Origin of the sequence: Sphingorhabdus sp. (assembly GCF_046154385.1) — a bacterium.
Taxonomy (GTDB): Bacteria; Pseudomonadota; Alphaproteobacteria; order Sphingomonadales; family Sphingomonadaceae; genus Sphingorhabdus_B.
In genome coordinates, this window is the sequence record NZ_JBJXFW010000040.1 from 56953 (window position 1) to 79373 (window position 22421).

Sequence of the window (22421 nt, forward strand, 5' to 3'; positions counted from 1 at the left end):
ACTTAGTGTCAACTTCCGCCGGAACTACCGCCGCTCGAATGGCTTCAGTCCGCGCCCGAGCCGGTTCCCGCCAAGCGCAATCCGGTCGCCTGACCAGTCCGCAAGGAAAGTGGTCTGACGGTCGACGCCGGGGGCTATGCTCGCCTCGTTGGCGCTGATCGAAAGGCCGACGCTTGATTGCTGGCGGCCTTCGGGTGCCACTGTGATAAAGGCGCTGTAATTTTCCTTGGACGCCCCTTGCACAAATACATTGCGCGATATGCTGCCGACCGCGCCATTGGGCAGGTCGATCATATAATTGGTCTCGCGGCCACGTGTGTCGTCAAAGGCATTGTCAGTGATCGAAACCCGCGCAGCGCGGCTTTTGACATAATGCCCGCCATTGCCGCGTTCGAACCGGCTGTTGGTGACGGTCAGTGAACCATAGCCGCCAATATAGATGCTGTGTGCGCAGCTTAACCCGCGGTCACATCGGCCTAGGCCGGAAAATGTCGACTGGTCGATGTTGATCGCGCCTGAACGGTCTTCTGCGGTTAATATGCCCTGTTCGCTGTTCCGGAAAATCGAGCGGGTGACCGACAGATTACCTTTTTCCAGCCGGATACCGGCACCATTGGCGTCGGGCACGCGCATATTCTGGAAAATGATGCCATCGATGCTGGCGGCCTGACCACGCAGCACCAAAGCCGCCTTGCCCTCGCACGTCACCGCATCGAATGTCACCTGTCCGGGTACAGATGCACGAAATGCAATGACACCAGCGGTCTGGATCGCGCATTGCCGGTAAATTCCCGGCGCGATGATGATGCTGCCTTCATCGTCCGCTATCGAATCTACCGCCTGTTGCAGGCTGCGATAATTTCTGCCGGTTTCGGCATTTTGGAAAGGTGCCGCATTTTGGGCGGCGACCGGTGTCGCAAACAGCAAAGTTGTCAAAAGGAGCGCGGCTTTTTTCATTACCGCCATCATATAGCCGACAGCCTGTTGTTAAACCAGCCGATTAACCGCTTTGTTAGGCCGCCGTCCCTTTGAGAGACAGCGGCAGGTTTACTGGTTAAGGTTGGGGCGCAACCATCGCGTTGCGGTTTCCATATCGACGCCGCGCCTTGCCGCATATTCGGTTACCTGGTCTTCCCCGATCCGTGCCACGCCGAAATATTCCGATTGGGGATGGCCGAAATAAAATCCGCTCACCGCCGCTGTGGGCAACATTGCAAAACTCTCGGTCAGCGTGATGCCGGTTTTATGGGTCGCATCCAGCAGGTCGAACAATATCGGCTTCAAACTATGGTCGGGGCAAGCGGGATAGCCGGGTGCCGGACGGATGCCGCGATATTCCTCACGATTGAGGGCTTCTGCCGTAAACTGCTCATCCGGCGCATATCCCCACAGATCTTTGCGAACATGTTCATGCATCCGTTCGGCAAAAGCCTCCGCCAGCCGGTCGGCCAGTGCCTTCAGCATGATGTCGGAATAATCGTCAATATGCGCCTTGAACTGCGCCAGATGCGTTCCGATACCGTGGCCGGTCGTGACCGCAAAGCCGCCGATCCAATCGCCATTCGGGCTGATGAAATCGGCAAGGCACATGTTGGCACGACCTTCGCGTTTGGCGACCTGTTGGCGCAAAAATGGCAATGTGACATGGCTTTCGTCGTCGAGATGGATGACGACATCATCCCCCTTGCGCGTGCACGGCCACAATCCAGCCACGCCTTTGGCCCTCAACCATTTTTCATCGACGATCTTGTCGAGCATTTCCTGCGCATCGGCAAACAGGCTCGTCGCACTTTCGCCCACAACCGGGTCTGTCAAAATATCCGGATAATTTCCATGCAATTCCCACGCGCGGAAAAAAGGGGTCCAGTCGATATAGTTGCGAAGATCGGCGAGATCCCAATCATCATAAGCATGCACACCCGGCCGAACCGGCGCCGGCGGTTTCAGCGCTTCATCCATTTCAAAGGCGTTGGCGCGGGCTTCTTCCAATGTGGCGAGCGGCTTGGCGGTCTTTCCGGCGCGGGCGATGCGGATATGTTCATATTCTTCGCGCGTATCAGCGACAAATTTTTCCGCCATCGTGTCGCTGACCAAAGTACCAGCAACCCCCACCGCGCGCGACGCGTCAAGGACATGGATAACCGGCCCGGAATAAACCGGCTCGATCCGCAACGCCGTATGGGTCTTCGACGTGGTCGCGCCGCCGATCATCAACGGCATGGTCATGCCTGCCTTTTGCATTTCTTCGGCGACCGTCACCATTTCATCGAGCGATGGGGTAATCAGGCCCGAAAGGCCGATCATGTCGGCATCATTTTCGTTCGCGGCTTTCAGGATTTCGGACCAGGGCACCATCACGCCGAGATCGACGATTTCAAACCCGTTGCACTGCAACACCACGCCGACGATATTCTTGCCGATATCATGGACGTCGCCCTTGACCGTTGCCATGATGATCTTGCCCTTACCTTTGGCACCCACTTCCTTTTCTGCTTCGATATAAGGGAAAAGATGGGCAACGGCCTTTTTCATAACCCGGGCGGATTTCACGACTTGGGGCAGGAACATCTTGCCCGATCCGAACAGGTCACCGACGACGTTCATGCCGTCCATCAACGGCCCTTCGATCACTTCGATGGGACGACCGCCCGCGCTTTTAATCGCAAGCCGCGCTTCTTCTGTGTCGTCGACGATGTGCGCATCAATGCCTTTGACCAGCGCATGTTCGAGGCGTTTCTTGACGTCCCAGCCGCGCCATTCAGCCTCTGCCTTTTCTTGCGCGACATCCGTTCCGCGATATTTTTCGGCCAATGTTATAAGCCGCTCGGTCGCGTCGGGGTCGCTATTCAGGATGACATCTTCACACGCGACCCGAAGTTCGGCATCAATATCATCGTAGATATCAAGTTGCCCCGCATTCACAATCGCCATGTCCAAACCGGCCGGAATGGCGTGATACAGGAATATCGAGTGCATCGCGCGACGAACCGGTTCATTGCCCCGGAACGAAAATGACAGGTTCGACAATCCGCCCGAATAATGCGCGTGGGGGCACAGGACACGCAATTCCTTAAGCGCCTCGATAAAATCAACGCCGTAATTATTATGTTCCTCTATGCCGGTTGCAACGGCGAAGATGTTGGGGTCAAATATGATGTCTTCGGGCGGAAAACCAATGCCGGTCAAAAGATCATAAGCGCGCTTGCATATTTCGACCTTGCGCTCTTTGGTATCGGCCTGACCTGTTTCGTCAAACGCCATAACTACGACTGCCGCGCCATAAGCCATGCACAGGCGGGCATGATAAAGAAACTGCTCCTCGCCCTCTTTCATCGATATGGAATTGACGATGGGCTTGCCCGAAACACATTTCAGCCCCGCCTCGATTACACTCCATTTCGAACTGTCGATCATGAGCGGGACCCGGGCAATGTCCGGTTCGGCGGCAATGCGCTTGATGAACGTTGTCATCGCTTCATGCGCGTCGAGCAGGCCTTCATCCATGTTGATGTCGATAATCTGCGCACCATTTTCGACCTGATCACGCGCGACCTCGACAGCAGCTTCATAATCGCCTGCAAGGATGAGCTTTTTGAACTTTGCGCTGCCGGTTACATTGGTGCGCTCGCCAATATTGACGAAACGGGAGGAAGATGGGGTCATATTATCTTTTCTAACTCAGGCGGCCATGATGAACGGTTCAAGGCCCGCCAGACGGGTGACAACGGCGTTGTGCGGAATAGGGCGGGGTGCACGGTCTTCGACGGCTTTGGCAATCGCGGCGATATGCGCCGGCGTTGTGCCGCAACACCCGCCGACAATATTGACAAGGCCATCGTCCAGCCATTGCCCGATCAATTGCGCGGTAGTCTCTGGCAATTCGTCATATTCTGCCAGATCATTGGGCAGTCCGGCATTCGGATAGGCCATGACCAAAGTATCCGCCTGTTTTGACAAGGCCGCCAGATGCGGGCGCAAAAGATCGGCGCCAAAGGAACAGTTTAGCCCCACCGTCAAAGGCTTTACATGGCGAATAGCCGCCCAGAACGCTTCAACCGTATGTCCCGACAGATTGCGTCCGGCCATGTCCGTGATCGTCATCGAAATCATCAGGGGCACATCCCGACCGGAGGCGTCCGCCGCCTCTTGCGCGGCCATCGCGGCGCATTTGGCGTTCAACGTGTCGAAGATCGTTTCGATCAGCAGGAAATCGACACCGCCCTCAATCAAGGCATCGCATTGCTCGCGGTAAACATCTTTGAGATAGTCAAAATCAATTTCCCGAAAGCCCGGATCATTGACGTCGGGAGATAGCGAAAGTGTCTTGTTTGTGGGGCCAATCGAACCGGCCACAAATCGCCTGATGCCATTTTTCGCCTCAGCAGCCTCGCAACAGGTGCGCGCAATTTTCGCCGATTCAAGGTTCAGTTCTCGCACCAGATGTTCGCACCCGTAATCGGCCATGCTTATTTTCGTACCGCTAAACGTATTTGTCTCGATCATATCGGCACCGGCATCGAGATAGGCCATATGAATAGCTTCGACGACGTCTGGCCGTGTAATCGACAGCAGATCATTATTGCCTTTTTGGTCATGAGCCAGCTCCAGCGTGCCCCGGTAATCGGCTTCGGATAGTCTGTAGGCCTGAATCGCGGTGCCATAACCGCCGTCAAAAACCATGATTTGCTGTGCCGCCCGGGCGGAAAATTCGGCGCGCGCGCTCATGCCGCTTTCTCCTTCGCCGCATACACGGGGCGCTTACCCAGCAGATGGCAAATGGCGTAAGACAATTCTGCCCGGTTGAGCGTGTAGAAATGAAAATCACGCACCCCGCCTGCATAAAGCCGGCGGCACATTTCGGCCGCTATGGTTGCCGCCACCAATTGCCGGGCCGGTGGATGGTCGTCCAATCCTTCAAATAAATGGGCCATCCACGCCGGAATAGCCGTACCGGTCATTCCGGACATCCGGGTTATGGCTGCAAAATTGGAAACAGGCATGATGCCGGGAACAATTTCGGCATCAATACCCGCCGCCGCAACTGCATCGCGGAAACGGAAAAATGTCTCGGGCTCAAAAAAGAACTGGGTGATCGCTCGGCTCGCGCCCGCATCCAACTTGCGTTTAAGAAAATCAATATCAGTTGCGGGCGACGCCGCTTCCGGGTGGGTTTCGGGATAGGCGCTAACGGAAATTTCAAACGGGTGCAGGCGGCGCAAGCCATCGACCAACTCGGCCGCGCTAGCATAACCATCCACATGCGGCACAAATTTGCCGTCGGCATTGGGCGCATCGCCGCGAAGCGCAACAATATGCCTTACCCCGGCTTGCCAATATGCGTTGGCAATGTCGGCAATCTCCCCTTTGGATGCGTCAACACAGGTCAAATGGGCTGCCGCAGGAATACTGGTTTCGCGGGCGATGCGAGCAACCGTATTGTGCGTCCTTTCGCGGGTTGTTCCGCCCGCGCCATATGTAACCGATACAAAACGGGGGGCAAGTGGGGCTAAAGTAACCACCGATTCCCACAATTGCTCTTCCATTTTTTCCGTTTTTGGGGGGAAGAATTCGAAACTGATTTCGCAATCACCGGAAAGACCGGCAAAAAGTGGGTCCGCTAAAGCCCGGCTGGCTTCCTGCATATGCGCAAAGGGGAAAATCATGCAACGATCCTTATTATGTTATTTTCAATCCCGGGTGCCAAATCCTGTTTTTGACCCACCCACATTTTGACCACTAGCGCTCCGCCATCCAGCACGCGCTGGTGTACAAGCCGAACGCCATTGTCGTGAAATGCATTGGATATGAGCTCATCGGCAAAACCAAGCCGCGCATGGGCGTGGACTGTCCGCAATTCTTCGCGTTCGTGCGCGGCAAAATCGACGATCATCAACCTGGCCGAGGGTGCAAGCACGCGCACGGCTTCGGCGATGACCCTTTCGGGATCTTGCGCGTAGTGCAGAACCTGATGGAACAATATGGTGTCGAAAGTATCGGCTTCAAACGGAAGCTTATTGAAATCTCCCATCCTTATATCGACCTTTGCGGCACTGGCGCTGTTCATGTTCCCCAGCTTTGCCCGGGCAAGCCGCAACATATCCGAACTGTTGTCGAGCGCGACAAAGTGACTGGAATCTGCTGCGAACAATTCCATCATGCGGCCCGTTCCAGTGCCGATGTCGAGAACGGAACCCAATGGAGCAGATCTCAATATGCTGCTTATAGCGTCTTCAACCTCAGAATCCGCTACATGAAGCGAACGCAAGGAATCCCATTCTTTTGCATGAACGGCAAAATATTCGGCCGCCATTTGGGTGCGCGCAGCTCTAACCTCATCCAGTTTTAGCAAGTCGCGCTGAAACGCGCGGGCATGGGTTAGATCAACGTCAGCAAACAGCGGAGTTAATTTGCCATCGCTCAAAACCGGGCCCGGTTGAATGAAGACCCAACTCCCTTCTTTGCGCCGTTTCAATATTTCTGCTTCGTTCAAAATTCTTATATGGCGCGATACACGGGGCTGGCTTTGACCCAGAATCTGTACCAATTCGCCTACGGACAATTCCAAACGAAGCGCCAAAAACACGATTCGGAGCCGCGTCGGGTCGGCCAAAGCACGCATTATGTCGAGCAAATCAATCATCGGAGCAACATATAAAGAAATCTTTATATGTTGTCAATTGGCTCAAATTGGCCATGTTTTCTACCTTAAAGGTAGAGTTTACCCCAAATATAGCCGCACTGGCCGTGTTAGCTGCAAAAACCCGATTGCCATGAAAAAATGAAGAGGCTAGAGGGACAAACCGCAGTCACATTCACATCCGTGCTTTGTGCCTGTCAGGTTTTCAATAAGTTTTGCTAGGGGGTTTTCCCAAATGAAGAAAATTGCTGTATCTCTCGTTCTCGCCGCTTCGCTCGGCCTGGCTGCATGCTCGGGCGCTGAAGAAGCAACCACAGAAGCTGCCGACGCAACTGCTGAAGCAACCACAGAAGCTGCTGACGCTGCTGTAGAAGGCACTGAAGCTGCTGCTACTGACGCTGCTGCCGCAACCGGCGAAATGGCCGACAAGGCTGGCGAAATGGCTGACAAAGCTGGTGAAGCTGCTGCTGCAACCGGTGAAGCCGCTGCTAAGGCTGGCGAAATGGCTGACGCTGCTAAGGAAGCTGCGAAGTAATATCGCACTTTCGGCATAAGCTGATAAAAAGGGCCGTCCTGTTTTCAGGGCGGCCTTTTTGTTGATGAAAATCCGTCAAGGGGCATAACTGTGGTCTTGCGCCGCTATCATATACTGATCTTCGCTGCCTTAACGATGTCCTGCAGCCCGGATGAACAGGTGCCTGAAGGAACCGGCATCACGTCCGACGATGCCCAGATGTTAGACAAGGCTGCCGCCCGGTTGGACAGCGAAACAGACCCTGATCAGCGCGTCGCTTCCGAAAAAGAATAGGACGCCGCGTACTGTGTACGCCGATACGCGAACCCCATGCTGCCGGTTCCAATTTATCGTTCGTGATACGCCGCCACACTGCGCGTCACAAATTGCATAAGCGCCATACGCTGCGGCACAGATGCGGTAGTGCTACCAATCATCACCGCCACGGCATAACGCGTCCCGTCCGGCGCAGTCATGATTCCAATATCGTTGTAGCCGGTGGATATGGGCGAGAGAATCTGGCCCGTCCCCGTCTTGTGCACAAAACGCCAACCCGCCGGAACCCCGGCTTTCAGACGATTAGGCCCGCTGCTTGTCCGCGACATAACATCCAGAAGTAAGCGTGTAGAAGCCGACGATAATATTTCACCGCGCGCAAATTTTGCCAGGGCACGGACGATGGCTTCGGGCGACGCGCCATCAACAGGATCCGCCAAATAGCGGTCCATCGCCGACTTGCGCGACGCAAGTGGCAATGCTTCACGCGCGGTATAAAAGCGCCTGCCAACGGAATATTCCTGCTTCCATGGGAGACCGGCGATCTCGCTTTGCATAATGCGCTCGCCCGGACCAAAACGAACTGCGCCCAGTTTTTTACGTTGTATAAACGCACGCACAGCTTGCGGGCCGCCTGCGGTTCGCAGCAAGGAATCATTGGCGGTATTATCACTCGCGGTAATGGATTGTTCCAACAGGCTCTGTACGCTCTCTTCTATCGGTCCCTTTGCCAACACGCGTTCGCGGATGGGCTGGTGAAAAACAGCCAGATCATCGGCCGTAATCCTGACTTTTTGATCGAGACGAAGCTTACCTTGATCCACCAGATCCAAAACGGTCATCGCCACCCATGTCTTGGACACGCTCTGCTGCGGAAAAAGATCGCTCAGCCGACGCCCCAATAACCACTCGCCGCCATCAATACGCAATATCGCAACCCCGGTTTTCCCCGGAAATTGTTGCCATTGTTCATGTATCAGATTTTCCAGACCGGCTGGCGGAGCTGCCAAGGGCTTTGTCGAGACCGATACCAAAGGCTTGGTCGCGGGCGCTGGTTTAACGATGGGTCGGACAACAGGTGCGCTGACTGCAGGCTTGGGCCGAGAAGGGGGATCTGCGGCTACGCATGCCGTCAACATCGAAACCATGGACAGCCAAATCAGGGCTGCGCCGCCGGCTTGTCGGAAAATGCCGAAAGATTTTGGGTTTTGAAAGGACATATACACTCGATAGTCGGCTAAACTGTTGGGTGATATTACTTTAGCAATATTTTGCGACGAATGATTCTGTATTCTCGACGAAAAGCTGGGATAGTCTATGCAAACGAGTTTACAATGCATTGCAGGATTTACTTGACCTTGGAAGCTGTCCGTAGTTGTCCTTGATACACAAAATAAATGACGGGAAGATGTGTATGGACAGTATTTTCATCGGCAAAAGTGCAGGCGGTCCCGAAGCCCTCAACCTCAAACGGGCCAATCGCCACGGCCTAATCGCGGGTGCAACAGGGACAGGCAAGACCGTCACCTTGCAGGGATTGGTGGAAGGTTTTTCTGCGGCTGGTGTTCCGACATTTGTTGCCGATGTTAAAGGGGATCTGTCCGGCATGGCAATGGCCGGATCGCCTCAGAGTAAAACGCATGAGATTTTTGCCGGCAGGGCAACCGAAATCAATCAGGAAAATTGGGCTTATAAGGACAACCCGACGCAATTTTGGGATTTATTTGGCGAGCAGGGTCATCCCATTCGAACCACTGTGTCGGAAATGGGACCGCTGCTTTTATCAAGATTGATGGACCTTAACGAGGTGCAGGAAGGCGTTTTGACGATTGCGTTCCATGTTGCAGACAAGGGCGGGCTGTTAATGCTCGACCTTGACGACCTTCAAGCTATGCTCGTGCATTGCGGTGAACGCGCTGACGAACTGACGCTCGAATATGGCAATATCTCGAAACAATCGGTGGGAAGTATTCAGCGGTCTTTGCTCCAGCTTCGCACCCAGGGTGGCGAGCATTTTTTTGGCGAACCGTCGCTGGAGTTGATGGATTTTGTGAAAATCGACGACAGCGGCAGGGGAATCGTCAACATTTTGGCTGCCGACAAATTGATGGCCAGTCCCAAGCTTTATTCGACGTTTCTGCTATGGCTGTTGTCCGAACTGTTTGAAAATTTCCCCGAAGTCGGCGATCCCGAAAAACCAAAACTGGTGTTCTTTTTTGACGAAGCGCATTTGCTTTTCAACGATGCCCCCAAAGCATTATTGGAGAAAATCGAACAGGTCGTGCGGCTGATCCGTTCAAAGGGAATTGGCGTGTATTTCATTACGCAGAACCCAATCGATATACCTGATGCTGTGGCTGCACAGCTCAACAATCGCATTCAGCACAAGCTGAACGCCTTTACCCCGCGTGACCAGCAGGCCGTCAAATCGGCGGCGGAAACATTCCGGCCGAACCCTGACATCAATGTCGCCCAAGTCATTACAGAGCTGAAAATCGGCGAGGCGTTGGTATCGCTGCTTCAGCCCGACGGCTCTCCCTCGATTGTGCAACGCACACTGATAAAGGCACCTGCGAGCCGTGTCGGGCCGCTTACGCCGCAAGAACGGGGTATCATGATCCAGACCGACGCGATCGGTGACAAATATGATGTACTGATTGACCGGGAGTCGGCTGAAGAAATACTGGCTGCCAAAGGAGCGCAGGCAGCAGCAGCAGCAGATGAAGCAAAGGCTATGGCCGCAGCCGAGAAAGAAGCGGCCACTGCGGCCAAGGAAAAGGCGAAGGCGGACGCTATCGCCGCAAAAGAATTGGCCAGGCAGCAGGCGGTCGCGGCCCGTGACGCCGCAAAGCCAAGCATGGCGGAAAAAATGGTGCAATCTGCAGCCCGTTCTGCCGCGACATCGGTGGGACGTCAGCTTGCTGGATCACTTGGCAAATCCTTAGTTCGCGGAATATTGGGTAGCCTGTTCAAATAGTCAGCCACGCCCGCGATAAGAAGCGACACCTTGGTCGGGCAACCAAAGGCCCTTTGGCGGTTCGCCCGACTGCCAGAAAACATCTATGGGTATCCCGCCACGCGGATACCAGTACCCGCCGATCCGAAGCCAATGCGGCTTCATCTCGCCGAACAATCGCTGCCCGATACCGACGGTGCAATCTTCATGAAAGGCGGCATGGTTGCGAAATGAACCCAGGAAAAGCTTTAAGGATTTCGATTCCACAATTGTTGCGTGCGGCGCGTAATCAATGACGAGATGTGCAAAATCCGGTTGTCCGGTCACAGGACATAAAGACGTAAATTCGGGAACGGCAAATCGCGTCAAATATAACGCGCTCGGCCGCGGATTAGGCACATAATCGAGCGTTGCCTGCTCCGGACTGCCGGGCAGGTCGCTTTGTTTTCCAAGGAACGTGGTTTGGGGCTGATCAGTCATGGTGGGCATTTATCCCCTTCGTGACGCATTGCAAACAGGTCATTTGCGAATTCTGGTTTACACCAGTTTGCCTGTATCGCTTCTTAACGGGTGGAGTGGCTATCTGTATATATGAAAACTCTCATTCCCGTTTTAGGCGATCAACTCAGCCACCAGATTTCATCGCTTTCGGGGCAAGACAAAAGCCAGGCCATTTTGCTGATGGTCGAAGTCGCCGATGAAACAGCTTATGTCCCGCATCACAAGGCAAAACTTGCCTACATCCTGTCCGCAATGCGCCACCATGCCCGCGATCTGCAAGGACAAGGGTGGGACGTGGACTATGTCCGTCTGACCGATCCCATGAATTGTGGTAACTTCACAGGCGAAATAGTGCGCGCAATGGAGCGGCATTGCCCCCAAAGAATCCGCGTGACCGAAGCGGGTGAATGGCGGGTTAAGGCCATGCTTGACAGCTGAGGGGACCGGTTTGAAATTCCGGTCGAGATAGTTCCGGACACACGTTTCATCGCAACGCACGCCGAATTCGAAAACTGGGCAGCGAACCGCAAGCAATTGCGAATGGAGTTTTTTTACCGTGACATGCGCCGCAAGACCGGCCTGTTGATGGATGGGAAAACACCAGAAGGCGGGCAATGGAATTATGATTCAGAAAACCGCAAACCGGCAAAAGGTGAACGGCACATTCCTAAACCCCTCGCTTTTCAGGTTGATGCAATAACGCAAGACGTGATCGACATGGTGAAAGTCCGTTTTGCCGATCATGTTGGCCATATCGACAATTTCGGATTTGCCGTAACCCGCGCCGATGCCCTTGAACAACAGGCGCATTTCCTCGACCACGCCTTACCGCATTTCGGGGATTATCAGGATGCGATGCTGACCGGCGAGCCATTTATGTGGCATTCCATACTGTCGCCTTATATCAATTCCGGTTTGCTTGATCCGCTGGAATTATGCCGGAATGTCGAGGCGCGATACCGGCAAGGATTGGTCCCGCTGAATGCCGCGGAAGGTTTCATACGGCAAGTCATCGGTTGGCGCGAATATGTGAGGGGAATCTATTGGTTGGCGGGACCCGGCTATGTGAATCGCAATGCTTTGCGCGCGAAGCGGCCGCTGCCTGACTTTTACTGGACGGGCAAGACCGATATGCATTGCATGGCCCAAGCCATCGGCCAGACGTTGGAGCATGCCTATGCCCATCATATCCAAAGGCTTATGATTACGGGCAACTTTGCGTTGCTGGCGGGAATCGATCCCGCCCAGGTACATCACTGGTATCTATCGGTTTACGCCGATGCCTATGAATGGGTCGAATTGCCGAATACATTGGGAATGAGCCAATTTGCCGACGGTGGAATGCTGGCCTCTAAACCTTATGCGTCCAGCGGTGCGTATATTAACCGGATGTCCGACTATTGCCGATCATGCCGTTATGACGTCAAGCAGCGGACAGGACCTGATGCATGTCCGTTCAATGCATTATATTGGGATTTTATCGCACGCAACGCACCCCTATTGCGCGGCAACCCGCGTATGGCCATGCCTTATAAGAATTGGGACCGGATGTCTGACGCCGACCAAAGCGTCTTACGGAACGATGCGGCGAAGTTTCTGGAAACACTTGGCTAGATTGCAAAACCGCCTTATCTTGCACCGCACAAGAATCAAGAACAGCGGGCTAGGATATATAATATGGAGTTGTTAGTAAGCACCGAATGGTTGGCAAAAGAAATTGGTGCCTCCGATTTGCGTATCGTGGATGCAACTTGGTTCATGGCGGATGCCGGACGCAGCGCCCAGGCCGAATATGAAGGCGGGCACATACCGACTGCGGTTTTCATGGATCTCGAGGAGCTTGCTGATTCAAATAACCCGTTGCCCAACAGCCTGCCCCCGCCCGAAAAATTTGCTAGCCGGATGCAGTCTTTAGGACTTGGAGACGGCAGCCGCATTGTCGTTTATGATGATAGCCCGTTCAAATCTGCAACCCGCGCGTGGTGGATGCTGACCCTGTTTGGTGCCCATGATGTCGCGATATTGGATGGCGGCATATCAAAATGGAAAGCGGAAGGCCGCGCACTTGAAACAGGTAAGCCGTCCCTGCGCCACCGGCATTTCACAGTGTGGAAAGACGAACAGGCCGTTAAGAGCAAAGCCGACTTGCTCGCAAATTTGCACAGCAAAAACGCCGAAGTTGTCGACGCCCGCGGCGCAGGCCGATTTACTGGAGAAGAAGCCGAACCGCGACCCGAAATGGCGTCGGGCCATATTCCCGGCAGCCGGAACGTACCATTTGGCAATCTGTATAATCCTGACGGCACATGGAAACGTGGTGACGAACTGGTCGCCGCCTATACCCAAGCCGGCGTTAATCTGGACAAACCGATGATTACAACCTGCGGATCCGGCATGACCGCTGCCGTTGTGTTGTTTGGCGCACGTCTGACGGGAAAGAAGGACGTTGCTCTATACGATGGCAGTTGGTCAGAATGGGGCATGGATAAAGATACGCCAAAGGAAACGGGTGCGGCTTGAATTCTGAAAAGCCACGCGGCAAGATCACTGGAATTATTACAGGCGGACGTTCAAAGAACCTGACCGGCCCTGTGGTGAATGTACCGGTCTGGCGGGCCAGTACCCATCTTTATGACGATGTAGCCGCCTTAGAAGCAGGTAAAACCGGCAATGAAGACGGCCGGTTTTTCTATGGCCGCCGGGGTTCACCAACCCAATGGTCGCTGGCCGACGCCCTGTCGGCTATGGAGCCGGGTGCAGCGGGAACCATGCTTTACCCGTCCGGCGTTGCTGCGATTTCATGTGCGTTGCTCTCCGTACTGCGCCCGGGCGATGTCCTTTTAATGACGGACAATGCCTATGATCCCAGCCGGGCATTTGCCGACGGCTTTTTGAAGAGATTCGGGGTTGAAACCCGCTATTATAATCCGTTGGCTGCCAATATTGCCGGGCTATTCTGTGAAAAAACCAAGGCAATTTTGCTTGAAACGCCCGGCAGCCTGACCTTCGAAGTGCAAGATGTCCCGGCTTTTTGCGCGGAGGCCAAAAAACGCGGTGTTGTCACTTTGCTTGACAATACGTGGGCGACACCATTTTTCTACACAGCGCTCGACAAGGGTGTGGATATGACGATCATGGCTGCGACAAAATATATTGTCGGTCACAGCGACGTCATGATCGGCTGCGTTACGACACATGAACGGTTTTGGACCCGGCTGCGTCAAACGGCACAGCAATTGGGCCAGATCGTATCACCGGACGATGCTTATCTTGCCAGTCGCGGGCTTCGAACGTTGGCCGTGCGTATGAAAGCGCATGAAGCGTCGGCATTGAAAATCGCGCATTGGCTGCGCGATCGGCCCGAAGTAGACATCGTTTTGCACCCCGCCTTACCAGAATGCCCCGGCCATGAAATATGGAAACGCGACTTTAGCGGTTCATCCGGGCTCTTCTCTTTTGTCTTGAACGGGACCAAAGATGATGCCGCCAACTTTGTCGACGCGCTTGAACTGTTCGGTATCGGGTATAGCTGGGGCGGTTTTGAAAGCCTTGCTTTACCGGTTCACCCCGAAACCTGCAGAACCGAAGTGCCTTGGGCAAAAGATCGCCCGATAATCCGTTTGCAAATCGGGCTTGAGGACTGCGATGACCTGATTGCAGACCTAGAGGCCGCGTTCAAAACTATGGTTTGACCTTAAGGGTCAGGACCCTAGCGGGTCGGAACGGGAACTTCGGCTGAATAATCATAAAAACCCCGCTTGACCTTGCGGCCATACCAGCCGGCCTCGACATATTTTTGGAGCAAAGGGGCCGGGCGGAATTTCGGATCCCCTGTGGTCCTGAACAGAACATTGGTGATTTCCAGGCAGGTATCAAGGCCAATAAAATCCGCCAGCGTCAATGGCCCCATCGGATGGTTCAGGCCAAGTTGACAGGCAGTATCGATATCGCGAATTGTCGCGACGCCTTCACCCAAAGCGAAGCACGCTTCGTTGATCATGGGCATCAAAATGCGGTTGACGATGAATCCAGGCGCATCGTTGGCAAACACCAGTTGCTTGCCCAGCGCCTCGCCATAACTGCGGACAATATCCACCGTCGCATCGGTTGTCCCGAGGCCGCGAATAATCTCGATCAATCCCATTACAGGAACAGGGTTGAAAAAATGGACGCCGATAAACCGCGCAGGATCGGGGGAGGACTGGGCCAAGCGGGTTATAGGTATGGAAGAGGTGTTTGAAGCCAGAACGGCGCTCTTATCGAGAATTTCGGCGACCGATTCGAATATCTTGCGCTTTATGTCCTCCCGTTCCGTCGCCGCCTCAATAATCAATCCGGCTTCGGCCATCGGAGCATAGCTTGCCACAGGCTCAATACGCGCCAGCAAAATATTGGCGGCATCTCGCGCCATTTTTCCTTTGTCGACGAGCTTGGACAACGCCTTTTCAATGCCGTCCTTGCCCGCTTGCGCCCGCGTGAGATCAATATCGGACAAATACACGTGATAGCCTGCGCCAGCGCTGACCTGGGCTATGCCTGCGCCCATCTGACCGGCCCCGATAATCCCAACTGTACGCATGATAATCTCCAATTATACTGAGTTCGAAAGCCCCTAGCTTAGGCATAATAAAAGCGCTAGCCTGCCGCCATGTACCGGGCAATTATCGCATCTTTATTGCTGTTTTCAACGACCGCAATCGCCGCTTTTGGCGCATCGCCGACACCGGGGAAGATCGCTACTTTCAAAGATTGGAGCGTCGGGTGCGACAATGGCCTCTCTTGTCAGGCTGTTGCCTTGTTACCCGATGGCCCTTGGGATGACGGCCTGTCTATGGTCATAACGCGATCGTCCGGAGTGCAAGCGCCTTTGGCCATCGAAGTTGGCGGTTTTGCCGCAAAGGCAAATCGATATCGCGTCATAATCGATGGCAAACCGATCCATAATGGCGCCGTACCCACCGGCAGTGAGTCGATCAAAATTGAAGGCGCAGAAAGCCTGAAAATCGCCCGGGCAATGGCAAAAGGTCTCACATTCCAGCTGGTCGACGGCACTGGAGCGAATCTTGGGAAGGCATCTTTATCCGGCGTTGCCGCCGCTTTGCGATATATCGATGCGGAGCAGGGTCGCGATGGTTCACGCGGGGCCGTCATTGCCTTTGGTGCCAAAAAGGCAATGGCGAAAAAGGTACCTTATCCGGTGCTTCGTGTCCGTAAAATAGAGCCCACCAATTTGTTGCCGGATGCCACCGCGCTCGTTGCTCTTTCGGAAGGAAGCCCTTGCGCCGCAGAACGAATGGGTTCGACCGAGGACACCGCCTATAGCCTGGGCGGAGGGGCGGAAAGGCCGCAAGCCCTTATCATGCTCAATTGCGGAGCTGGCGCCTATAATTTTTCATCCGGCATATATGTGGGCCAGCGCAGCAACGCAGGGAAATGGACATTCGAGCCTGCAAAATTCGACTATGGTGCCACCGGGTTCAGTGACGACAGCAAAATTCCGCTCGTGGTCAACGCAGACTGGGACGCAACAAAGCAAACTATCAGCAGCTATTCCAAGGGCCGCGGGCTCGGCGATTGCGGGTCGTCGGAAAGCTGGGTCTGGGACGGCGACATGTTCCGCTTAACCAATGCCGCCCTCATGGGAGAATGCCGGGGGTCGCTGGATTGGATCCCCATCTGGCGGGCTGATATCAAATACGTCAAATAGGGTTAGGACCTTCGCGATACGTCCTTAAAGTTTGCGCTGCTTCAACAATATCTCGGCTATGGCGTAAGTACGGGGATTGTCGACATCGACAGCGAAAGCCCCATCCGCCGCCATGTAAGGCACGACGCGTGCGCCGAGCGCGCGGGATATGGCTTTGAACGCCGTGTCCAGTTTCCACCAACCCAGTCTGAAGCGGATAAGGTTGATGATTCCGAAAGCCTTGGCAATGCGGCCTTTCGTTTTGATAAATTGTCCACCCTGCCGGAACGCTTCTGCCGCCTTGAGGGCCGAGGCATTACGGAGCCAGAAAAGATTGCAGTTGGAAATGGCAGCATCGGAAAATTCATAGAATCTGCGCTGCCCCTCAGGATGGGCTGCCTGAATGGCCTCTCGTGTGGAAAGAACCACGACCGCATCCCCTTCACCGGCAAAAGCTTGCATATGGACGTCACGCATCAATTCTGCGGTGACCAATACATTGTCGGCGGTGGTTATCACCATCGGCCAAGCGCCGTCGTCCGCTTGCTTGGCCGCATATTCTACACTTTCCACAATACCTGCCTGTGCCTGGCAGATCATAAGGCGGCCTGCCTTTTCCAGTTCGATGACTGCCGGAAGGTCAGCGATCACCGACGGATCGTGAATCGAAACGAGCACTTTGGTATCGGGAAAGGCCGGTATTGCGGCCTCCAGCACCCATTGCAGCAAAGCCTTGCCGCAGATGGGAACACGACATTTATGGCTAACTCCGGCATCTGCTGCCATCGGATCAAGCTTGCCATCGCGTTTGCCGGCCAGCACCAGCAAGGTAGGGGATTTGTTCATGCGCCGCCTATAGTGCGCTGCCACTGTTGCAGCAAGCTTGGGCTGGTATTTCCTGACCGAAACGCCTAAGCGCACGCCCAATGCTCTCATTTTAGCAGAAAGCCTGATCGTCCTTATGTCTTCCCCTCTTCGTATTGCGCTCGCTGGTCTTGGCACGGTAGGCACCGGTGTTATCCAGTTGATTGAGGAAAACAGCGCGCTGATTGCAAGGCGCGCCGGAAGGGCGATTGAAATTGTCGCGGTGACCGCACGCGACCGTACAAAAGACCGCGGGGTCAATCTTTCTCCCTATCGATGGGTTGACGATATGGGTGAGCTCGCAACGGCAAGCGATATTGATGTTGTTGTCGAGCTAATCGGCGGATCTGACGGCCCGGCACTTACTCTTGCACGCGAAACCTTGTCGAACGGGCGAGCGCTGGTGACCGCAAACAAGGCTATGATCGCCCATCACGGTTCCGAGCTTGCGGCGCTGGCCGAAAGCAAAAACGCGGCACTGAAATTCGAGGCGGCGGTTGCCGGCGGTATCCCGGTTATCCAAGGGTTACGCGATGGCGCTTCTGCCAACCGGATCGACCGGGTCTATGGAATTTTGAACGGTACCTGTAATTACATCCTGTCGACGATGGAAAAAGAAGGACTGGATTTCAACGAAGTGCTGTCCGATGCCCAGGCCAAGGGGTTCGCAGAAGCCGATCCCAGCTTCGACATCGACGGTATTGACGCGGCCCATAAATTGTCGATTTTGGCATCTTTAAGCTTTGGATCACAAATTGATTTTGGCGGCGTCGAGGCTCGCGGTATCCGCAAAATCCTTGCCGCCGATATCGCACAAACTAGGGCTCTGGGCTATCGAATACGCCTCATTGGCATCGCTGAAATTGATGGCGAAAATGGCTCTGCGGAAATTTTCCAGCGTGTCCAGCCCTGCCTTGTGCCGCTTACACATCCGCTCGCCCATGTTATAGGCGCGACCAATGCCGTTGTGGCCGAAGGCAATTTTTCCGGCCGCCTGCTGTTCCAAGGGGCAGGCGCAGGCGACCGGCCTACGGCATCGGCTGTCGTTGCCGACCTTGTCGACATCGCGCGAAAAGAGACCGGACCGGCCTTTTCCATGCCCTCGTCCGAACTCGAAAATCTACCCCGCGCGGCGTCGGCCCATCGTATTGGCAAAACCTACATCCGGATGATCGTAGCTGACCGCGTAGGTGTATTGGCTGAAATTACGGCCGCCATGCGGGATGCGGGCTTGTCAATCGAGAGCCTTATACAGACAGAAACCAGCGATGACGGGTCGGCTTTGATTGCCATGGTGACCCACGCAGGCCCTGAATTGGCCATAAACGACACCCTCGAGACACTATCAACATCGGACAGCCTGATGGGCGAACCGATGGTCATGCACATATTGGAAGAATGAACCAAGATGTGCGGCTCATTCCTTTGCGACGACAGGCCATCTCGACATTTGTCGGGTCCCCCCTTAACGAAAATGCAATCCCGACCTGCCAAAGGCCGAAGCCCGATACTCATTCACCAAGATCCGCGAACTTAAAATAGCTAGGAACACCCAATGACGGCAGCAAGCCAAATCCTCGACCGAGTGCTCGTTCTCGAAATGGTCCGCGTTACGGAAGCCGCTGCGATCGCCGCTGCGAAGCTGATCGGGCGTGGCGATGAAAAGGCGGCCGATGCTGCGGCGGTTGAGGCTATGCGCGCGGCCTTGAACGGACTTTACATGGACGGTACCGTTGTCATTGGCGAAGGCGAGCGCGACGAGGCGCCGATGCTTTTTATCGGTGAAAAAGTGGGATCGGCCATTGGCAAGGGCCCGCGAATTGATATTGCACTCGATCCTCTCGAAGGGACAACGATCACAGCAAAGGCCGGGCCGAATGCGCTTGCCGTGCTGGCTGTTGCAGAAGAAGGTAATCTTTTGAATGCACCCGATGTTTACATGGACAAAATTGCCGTTGGCCCCGGATATTCACCCAATATTGTTAATCTGGACCGTACAGTCACCGAAAATGTCACGGCCGTTGCAAATGAAAAGGGCGTTGAGCCCAGCGAACTGATCGTTTGCGTTCTTGACCGCCCACGTCATGAAAAACTGATCGCCGAGTTGCGGGCGCTCGGCTGCGGCGTCATGCTTATTCCGGATGGCGATGTCGCAGGCGTTATCGCAACGGCCAACCCCGATACGACCGTCGATATCTATATGGGGACAGGCGGTGCTCCGGAAGGCGTTCTTGCTGCGGCAGCGCTTCGATGCGTCGGCGGCCAATTCAAGGGTCGCTTGCTGTTTCGCAACGACGACGAACGCAAACGCGCACGCAAATGGGGGATCGAGGATCTCGACAAGATCTACGATCTTGAAGAACTGGCCAAAGGCGACTGCATATTTGCCGCAACCGGCGTAACCGATGGTTCGTTGCTCGACGGCGTAAAGACACTTCGTGATGGCCGCATCACTACTGAAACCATCGTGATGCGCGCATCAAGCGGCACAGTCCGTCGCGTGAAAAGCGAACATGGCCGCGGCAATGTCGCCTCCGATTAGGGCTTAGAAAATACCTAGACTGATGCCGGCCGCAATGTGCGCGCCGGTATCATAAGCTTTCTGCAAATCTGCTGGTGAAATTGTCTTGGGGCCTAATATGGCCGTCTGGGTTGTGGCATTTGTGCAGACAATCAAAGCATCTGCAACCTTTTTCAGCCGCCATCCGGTAGCAATACGCTCCGCTTGCTTCGCCGCGATAGTCCCATCGGAACCAGCGCAAATTATGGTTGCATAAGGCCGACCCTCAATCCTGCCGAGGCAGGGATAATAGCTGCGATCAAAAAAGGCTTTCATTACCCCGCTGATTGCAGCGAGATTTTCCGGAAAAATGAAAAGATATGCATCTGATTGAAGCATCTGTGCATGTTGTGCTGCGTCAGCACACAGCAATTTTGCCTCAATCGAGTCAAAAGTCGCTGCACCTTCAGCAGCCGCCTGCGCCAAAGCTTTCGATCCGCCGGTTTGGCTGTGCCAGATGATGAGCAGCTGTTTCATGTCGTCTTGCTAGCATTGGCAACCCCGCATAGGGAAGGTCCATGTCAACAGTTCTCAACATCACGCATTCGATACTCGGTCAACGCTGGCAATGGCGCAGCGGTGATGTCGATACCCGCGACCCCGGTTTTCAGCCCGATGACCTTGTCACGCAATTGTTAATGGCGCGCGGTGTGCCCCGCGACGATATTGACCGGCATCGCGAACCAACCATTCGCGGGTTCATGCCCGACCCTTCAATATTCCGCGACATGGATTGCGCCGCGGAGCGATTGGCAGACGCCGTCCAATCTCAAGAAGCCGTTACAATATATGGCGACTACGATGTCGACGGGGCGACAAGCGCCGCTTTGTTGATCCGATTGTTGCGGGAATTGGGACTAGAGGCGGGGCATTATATCCCCGACCGCCTCATGGAAGGATATGGCCCTTCGGGTGAAGCGCTTGTGCGGATTGGAGCGGGCGGAAGCCGATTGATTGTTACGGTCGATTGTGGCGCGATGGCCTATGAAGCTTTGGCACAGGCTAAAAACGCAGGGTTGGAAGTGATCGTGGTCGATCACCACAAATGCGCGGCGCAGCTGCCCACGGCTTTTGCTTTGGTCAACCCCAATCGATTGGACGAAAACGACGAAGCGGCATCCCATGGGCACCTTGCGGCCGTCGGCGTTGCCTTTCTTTTGGCCGCCGCTGTCGTTCGAGTTTTACGCCTGCGCGGTTTTTTTGAACAGGGCACAGAACCCAAACTTATCGAACTGCTCGATCTTGTTGCTCTCGGCACGGTCGCCGATGTGGCGCAGCTGCGCGGCCTGAACCGTGCTTTTGTTGCGCAGGGGCTAAAAGTTATGGCCGGTCGTCGTAATATCGGCCTTGCGGCGCTTATCGAAGCCAGCCGATTGAACCGGGCGCCTGTCTGTTCGGATCTTGGCTTTGCATTGGGGCCCCGGATTAACGCTGGTGGACGGGTCGGCAAATCGGATCTCGGCGTCCGTTTGTTGACCACGCAAGACCGGGACGAAGCGCGTATGATTGCCGCAGAACTGGACCGCCTGAACGAAGATCGTCGGGCCATCGAAGGAATCGTGCAGGACGAAGCCGAGGCCATGTTGCCAGGCCAACATAACAGGGCTGTCGCGCTTTTGGCGGGTCAAGGGTGGCACCCAGGTGTCATCGGAATTGTTGCAGGGCGGATCAAGGAGAAAACGGGCAAGCCGTCGATCATCATTGCTTTGGACGAAAATGGAATTGGCAAGGGGTCCGGGCGCTCTATCGGCGGGGTCGATTTGGGCGCGGCCATCATTTCCGCCCGGGAGGCCGGATTACTCGAGGCAGGCGGCGGACACGCGATGGCAGCAGGATTGACCGTGAAGGCAGAGAATGTCGAAGCGCTCTCCCAATGGCTCGATCAGCGTCTTGAACCCGATGTGGCGCGCGCATCATCAAATAGCGCCTTATTGATCGATGCCTTGTTATCGCCGCGCGGGTTGAACCCTGCTTTCATTGACGCGATGGAAACTGCAGGTCCTTACGGCATGGGCTGGCCCAGCCCGCGAATCGTGACGGGTCCGGTTCGGATTATAAAATGCGACATCGTTGGCAAAGATCATGTTCGGGCCATCGTTTCAGGGGACGACGGGGCTTCGTTTAAAGCGATGGCATTCCGTCAGGGAGAAAGCCCATTAGGCCAGCAATTGCTGCATGGTGAACGAGGCCGCAAATATTGGATCACCGGTCGTGCGAAAGTCGATGACTGGGGGCCGACACCCAAGGCCGAGCTCCATATTGACGATATCGCCTTTGCAGACTGAATTTGCGTCATGTTGGGCTTGACCTAGGCAAATCGAATCCGTAAAGGCGCGGCTCGCCAAGCGATTGGCCCCTTCGTCTAGCGGTTAGGACGCGGCCCTTTCACGGCTGAAACACGGGTTCGATTCCCGTAGGGGTCACCAA

General features: G+C 54.9%; 19 protein-coding genes, 1 tRNA gene and 1 pseudogene. 11 read left to right on the forward strand and 10 right to left on the reverse strand.

Going from position 1 to position 22421, the window contains the following annotated elements; all coding sequences use genetic code 11:
* Nucleotides 1-24 precede the first annotated feature (24 nt).
* From ACKVOS_RS07675 to ACKVOS_RS07695, 5 genes are all read right to left on the reverse strand, one after another.
* Nucleotides 25-969, reverse strand: coding sequence for a right-handed parallel beta-helix repeat-containing protein (locus ACKVOS_RS07675; RefSeq protein WP_409211426.1), 945 nt, complete (start codon nt 967-969; stop codon nt 25-27).
* A gap of 78 nt (nt 970-1047) precedes the next feature.
* Nucleotides 1048-3663: a methionine synthase gene (gene metH, locus ACKVOS_RS07680; RefSeq protein ID WP_409211427.1), complete on the reverse strand. Its 2616-nt coding sequence runs from the start codon at nt 3661-3663 to the stop codon at nt 1048-1050.
* Between the two features lie 15 nt (nt 3664-3678).
* On the reverse strand, nt 3679-4725 hold the full coding sequence (locus ACKVOS_RS07685) for a homocysteine S-methyltransferase family protein (protein WP_409211428.1): 1047 nt from the start codon (nt 4723-4725) through the stop codon (nt 3679-3681).
* Nucleotides 4722-5663, reverse strand: coding sequence for a methylenetetrahydrofolate reductase (metF, locus tag ACKVOS_RS07690; RefSeq protein WP_409211429.1), 942 nt, complete (start codon nt 5661-5663; stop codon nt 4722-4724). The genes ACKVOS_RS07685 and metF overlap by 4 nt, the downstream gene beginning before the upstream one ends.
* Nucleotides 5660-6640, reverse strand: coding sequence for an ArsR/SmtB family transcription factor (locus tag ACKVOS_RS07695; protein WP_409211430.1), 981 nt, complete (start codon nt 6638-6640; stop codon nt 5660-5662). Before ACKVOS_RS07695 ends, metF begins: the two co-directional genes overlap by 4 nt.
* Nucleotides 6641-6872: 232 nt before the next feature.
* Between ACKVOS_RS07695 and ACKVOS_RS07700 the strand changes: the two genes are divergently transcribed.
* Entirely contained in the window at nt 6873-7172 is a 300-nt protein-coding gene (locus ACKVOS_RS07700; protein WP_409211431.1) for a hypothetical protein, read from the forward strand.
* Nucleotides 7173-7307: 135 nt separating this feature from the next.
* Complete coding sequence (locus ACKVOS_RS07705; protein ID WP_409211432.1) at nt 7308-7445, forward strand: hypothetical protein; 138 nt, start codon at nt 7308-7310, stop codon at nt 7443-7445.
* Nucleotides 7446-7498: 53 nt separating this feature from the next.
* Here ACKVOS_RS07705 and ACKVOS_RS07710 read toward each other — a convergent pair whose 3' ends face one another.
* Complete coding sequence (locus ACKVOS_RS07710) at nt 7499-8647, reverse strand: serine hydrolase (protein WP_409211433.1); 1149 nt, start codon at nt 8645-8647, stop codon at nt 7499-7501.
* A 194-nt stretch (nt 8648-8841) separates the two neighbouring features.
* Here ACKVOS_RS07710 and ACKVOS_RS07715 point away from each other — a divergent pair, with 194 nt between their 5' ends.
* Nucleotides 8842-10404 carry a helicase HerA-like domain-containing protein gene (locus tag ACKVOS_RS07715; RefSeq protein WP_409211434.1) on the forward strand — a complete coding sequence of 521 codons (1563 nt, stop codon included), beginning with the start codon at nt 8842-8844 and terminating at the stop codon, nt 10402-10404.
* Here the strand turns inward: ACKVOS_RS07715 and queF are convergent, their stop codons facing one another.
* Nucleotides 10405-10863 (reverse strand): preQ(1) synthase, encoded by a 459-nt coding sequence (queF, locus tag ACKVOS_RS07720; protein WP_409211435.1) that lies wholly within the window; start codon nt 10861-10863, stop codon nt 10405-10407.
* Nucleotides 10864-10974: 111 nt separating this feature from the next.
* On the opposite strand from queF, the pseudogene ACKVOS_RS07725 reads away from it, so the two are divergent.
* The 3 genes and pseudogenes from ACKVOS_RS07725 to metC all read left to right on the forward strand — a co-directional run bounded on the left by ACKVOS_RS07725 (nt 10975) and on the right by metC (nt 14576).
* A pseudogene (locus tag ACKVOS_RS07725) lies at nt 10975-12498 on the forward strand (cryptochrome/photolyase family protein).
* A 63-nt stretch (nt 12499-12561) separates the two neighbouring features.
* On the forward strand, nt 12562-13404 hold the full coding sequence (gene sseA / locus ACKVOS_RS07730; protein WP_409211436.1) for a 3-mercaptopyruvate sulfurtransferase: 843 nt from the start codon (nt 12562-12564) through the stop codon (nt 13402-13404).
* Complete coding sequence (metC, locus tag ACKVOS_RS07735; RefSeq protein WP_409211437.1) at nt 13401-14576, forward strand: cystathionine beta-lyase; 1176 nt, start codon at nt 13401-13403, stop codon at nt 14574-14576. The genes sseA and metC overlap by 4 nt, the downstream gene beginning before the upstream one ends.
* A gap of 17 nt (nt 14577-14593) precedes the next feature.
* On the opposite strand, the gene ACKVOS_RS07740 is transcribed toward metC, so the two are convergent.
* Nucleotides 14594-15463 carry a 3-hydroxyacyl-CoA dehydrogenase NAD-binding domain-containing protein gene (locus ACKVOS_RS07740; protein ID WP_409211438.1) on the reverse strand — a complete coding sequence of 290 codons (870 nt, stop codon included), beginning with the start codon at nt 15461-15463 and terminating at the stop codon, nt 14594-14596.
* A 69-nt stretch (nt 15464-15532) separates the two neighbouring features.
* Between ACKVOS_RS07740 and ACKVOS_RS07745 the strand changes: the two genes are divergently transcribed.
* Nucleotides 15533-16591, forward strand: a complete 1059-nt coding sequence (locus tag ACKVOS_RS07745; protein WP_409211439.1) for a DUF1176 domain-containing protein — start codon at nt 15533-15535, stop codon at nt 16589-16591.
* Nucleotides 16592-16615: 24 nt separating this feature from the next.
* Here ACKVOS_RS07745 and ACKVOS_RS07750 read toward each other — a convergent pair whose 3' ends face one another.
* A complete protein-coding gene (locus tag ACKVOS_RS07750; protein WP_409211440.1) occupies nt 16616-17416 on the reverse strand; it encodes an NTP transferase domain-containing protein in 801 nt (266 codons plus the stop codon).
* Nucleotides 17417-17531: 115 nt separating this feature from the next.
* Between ACKVOS_RS07750 and ACKVOS_RS07755 the strand changes: the two genes are divergently transcribed.
* Both ACKVOS_RS07755 and glpX read left to right on the forward strand, forming a co-directional pair.
* The gene (locus ACKVOS_RS07755; protein ID WP_409211441.1) at nt 17532-18836 is read left to right on the forward strand and encodes a homoserine dehydrogenase; all 1305 of its coding nucleotides are present in this window, start codon (nt 17532-17534) and stop codon (nt 18834-18836) included.
* A 153-nt stretch (nt 18837-18989) separates the two neighbouring features.
* Nucleotides 18990-19976, forward strand: a complete 987-nt coding sequence (gene glpX, locus ACKVOS_RS07760) for a class II fructose-bisphosphatase (protein ID WP_409211442.1) — start codon at nt 18990-18992, stop codon at nt 19974-19976.
* 3 nt (nt 19977-19979) lie between these two features.
* Here the strand turns inward: glpX and ACKVOS_RS07765 are convergent, their stop codons facing one another.
* A complete protein-coding gene (locus tag ACKVOS_RS07765; protein WP_409211443.1) occupies nt 19980-20471 on the reverse strand; it encodes a flavodoxin family protein in 492 nt (163 codons plus the stop codon).
* Nucleotides 20472-20512: 41 nt separating this feature from the next.
* Between ACKVOS_RS07765 and recJ the strand changes: the two genes are divergently transcribed.
* Together recJ and ACKVOS_RS07775 are read left to right on the forward strand one after the other, a co-directional pair.
* Nucleotides 20513-22279 carry a single-stranded-DNA-specific exonuclease RecJ gene (gene recJ, locus ACKVOS_RS07770; protein WP_409211444.1) on the forward strand — a complete coding sequence of 589 codons (1767 nt, stop codon included), beginning with the start codon at nt 20513-20515 and terminating at the stop codon, nt 22277-22279.
* A 66-nt stretch (nt 22280-22345) separates the two neighbouring features.
* Nucleotides 22346-22420 (forward strand) — tRNA-Glu (locus ACKVOS_RS07775).
* The last annotated feature ends 1 nt before the right edge of the window (nt 22421 follow it).